The 2,545-nt window shown below is 54.2% G+C and carries 3 protein-coding genes; all 3 read right to left on the bottom strand.

Going from position 1 to position 2,545, the window contains the following annotated elements; genetic code table 11:
* Positions 1–94: 94 nt before the first annotated feature.
* The 3 genes from ACTNBK_RS16880 to ACTNBK_RS16870 all read right to left on the bottom strand — a co-directional run bounded on the left by ACTNBK_RS16880 (position 95) and on the right by ACTNBK_RS16870 (position 2,391).
* A complete protein-coding gene (locus ACTNBK_RS16880; protein WP_441147836.1) occupies positions 95–1,177 on the bottom strand; it encodes an acyl-CoA dehydrogenase family protein in 1,083 nt (360 codons plus the stop codon).
* A 78-nt stretch (positions 1,178–1,255) separates the two neighbouring features.
* Positions 1,256–1,696, bottom strand: a complete 441-nt coding sequence (locus tag ACTNBK_RS16875) for a MaoC family dehydratase (RefSeq protein WP_441147834.1) — start codon at positions 1,694–1,696, stop codon at positions 1,256–1,258.
* Between the two features lie 35 nt (positions 1,697–1,731).
* Positions 1,732–2,391 carry an SLC13 family permease gene (locus ACTNBK_RS16870; RefSeq protein WP_441147832.1) on the bottom strand — a complete coding sequence of 220 codons (660 nt, stop codon included), beginning with the start codon at positions 2,389–2,391 and terminating at the stop codon, positions 1,732–1,734.
* Between the last annotated feature and the right edge of the window lie 154 nt (positions 2,392–2,545).

The raw sequence follows: 2,545 nt of genomic DNA, 5'->3' as shown, positions 1-2,545 counted from the left end.
GCAGATAAATAATGGCTATTTTGCACTGAAATCACCTTAACCAAGCGCAAATGGCGGCTAATACATTGAGTAGAAACAGGATAAAGGCTTTTATTCAGAGGTTCCTTAGCTTCTCCACGGGATACTCTCTGGAATAGCCGTTTCCGCCCAGGACCTGAACGGCATCGGTGGTGACCTTCATGGCCACGTCACCGGCAAAGCACTTCGCGCAGGCGGCCAGCTTCTTGTTGACGATGCCGGCGTCGGCGGACTTGCAGACACCCCAAACCAGCTGACGGGCTGCCTGGATCTGGATCTCCATGTCGGCCAGCATAAAGCCGATGCCCTGGTTCATGATGATGGGCTTTTTGCCTCCGGGGGCGCGGGTCTGGGCATAGGTGATGGCCTCATCCATGGCGGACTGGGCGATACCGACAGCGGAGGCGCCGCAGGCGGGACGGGAGTCGTCCAGGATCTTCATAGCCAGCTGGAAGCCCTCGCCCTCCTCGCCGAGGCGGTACTTGGAGGGGATGCGCATGTCGTCGAAGAAGAGGGTGCTGGTGTGGGCGCAGCGGAAGCCCATCTTATCCTCGTGGCCGCTGACGATGAAACCGGGCCAATCCTTGGGAACCAGGAAGCCGGTCACACCGCCCTTGGAGCCCTTTTCCTTGTCGGTCACAGCAAAGACGCAGACCACAGCGGCATCGCCGCCGCTGGTGATAAAGTTCTTGGTACCGTTGATGATGTACTCGTCGCCTTCTTTACGAGCGGTGGTCACCATGGCGCCGGCGTTGGAACCGGCCTGGCTCTCGGTCAGGGCGAAGGCCAGGATACCGCCGTTGAGCATCAGGTCAGCCACCCATTCCTTCTGCTTGTCGTTACCGGCAATCTTCAGCGGGGACCAGCCGAAGCCGAACACACGGGAGGTAAAGGCGGCATCGCCCTGGGCCAGCTGCTCACGAATCAGCGCGTAGGTGAACTTGTCTAGTCCAAGACCACCGTACGCCTCGGGCAGGCTCACCAGGTTGAGGCCCATGCTGTTGGCCTCCTTGACCAGATCCTCAGGGACCTCGCCCTCACGCTCCAGAGCGCGGCAGGTAGGCTTCACTTTCTCCTGGGCGAATTTACGAACCATGTCACGCAGCCCGATCTGGTCCTCAGTGAGCATAAAATCAAAATCAGTCATGTTAGGGAACATACATATCGTCCTTTCTGTCAAATATTTTTTAGCAGATGAGCTTCATCCGTTGCTAAACGAAGTAAGTAATGGTATGTCTCAGCGCTTGATCATCAGCACTGCCCGATAGGTCATACATACCACTCTATCCTGGTTGATAATGTCTCTCTGGAATGTCACGATTCCGCGGGACGGATCCTTGCTCTCCTTTTTCTCCAAAACGGTGGTCTGCATGCGGATGGTATCGCCTGGGTAGATTACGTGCTTCCAACGCAGCTCGTCCACCCCCAAAAAAGCCAGTGTCGTGCCGGCCACCAGTCCGTCCTGAAAGGAGAATCCTGTAGATATGGCAAAGGTCAGTGCCCCGTGGGCAATGCATTGGCGATAATTGGTATTTTCCTTGATGTAAAGCTCGTCCACATGCAGAGGGTTATAGTCCCCCGACAAGGCCGCAAACTGCTCTATATCTGATTCCCGAATGGTCCTTCGAGCTGAGAGATACGTTTTTCCGACTTCAAATTCATCAAATCTGAGTCCCATGCGTTTACCTCCTATTCCAACGCTGTGTTGGCCTGTCAGAAGGGGTATACAACCAAAGTCATAACGATGGTGATGATGGCCCAAGCAATGTTCATAGGCGTACCGATCTTGACGAAGTCATTGAACCGGTATCCCGCCTGAGAGGTCATGGTAACGGCAGTACCGCCTATGGGAGTAGCTGCGGTCAGATTGGTGGCCACGGCAATGGCGATCATGAAGGGGAAATAGCTGACACCCAGGTGGGAAGCGATCAAAATATAGATGGGCGCCATCATGGCGGCGGTGGCGGTATTCGACATGATATTGGTGAGGACCGTATTCACGATGACACAGCCTGCCATCTGTAGCCACAGGTTGTCGCCCACCATGTCCACCACCCAGTTGGCAATCATGGCACCGGCGCCAGAGTCGTTCATCGCCGCGGCGATGCCTTGGGCAAAGGCCATAACGGCGATTGTGTTCCAATCCACCCGCTTGAAGGCTCCTTTGAAATCAACACAGCCGGTGATAATGGCAATCGCCGCACCGATTAGAGCCACCACAGCGGTATCCCAGATACCGGAGAAAAATCCAAAGACACAGAACACCAGCGTACCAATGGAGACCCATGTGCGCCAGGTGGGTTTAAACGCTTCAATGGCAGTGGCATCCACATCAGGGACCTGATCTTCAAAATCCAGAACTTTGGGGAACATTTTATAGCCCACTGTAATCATATAGACGATCATAAAGATGAAGCTAGGGAATCTCTGATTTAATCCGCACTACCATAAAGGCTCCGGATGTGGGATAATAACACTATCAACGCAATGGTGGTGTATGGGGATGAAGAAACAGGAAACATTTACG

Source organism: Intestinimonas sp. HCP28S3_D6 (genome assembly GCF_052065695.1).
Classification (GTDB): domain Bacteria; phylum Bacillota; class Clostridia; order Oscillospirales; family Oscillospiraceae; genus Intestinimonas.
This window is presented reverse-complemented; position numbering and strand designations above follow the sequence as displayed.

Coding starts and splice junctions, on each gene's coding strand:
- ACTNBK_RS16880 (WP_441147836.1), bottom strand. CDS start 1,177: ATGTTCCCTAACATGACTGATTTTGATTTTATGCTCACTGAGGACCAG.
- ACTNBK_RS16875 (WP_441147834.1), bottom strand. CDS start 1,696: ATGGGACTCAGATTTGATGAATTTGAAGTCGGAAAAACGTATCTCTCA.
- ACTNBK_RS16870 (WP_441147832.1), bottom strand. CDS start 2,391: ATGTTCCCCAAAGTTCTGGATTTTGAAGATCAGGTCCCTGATGTGGAT.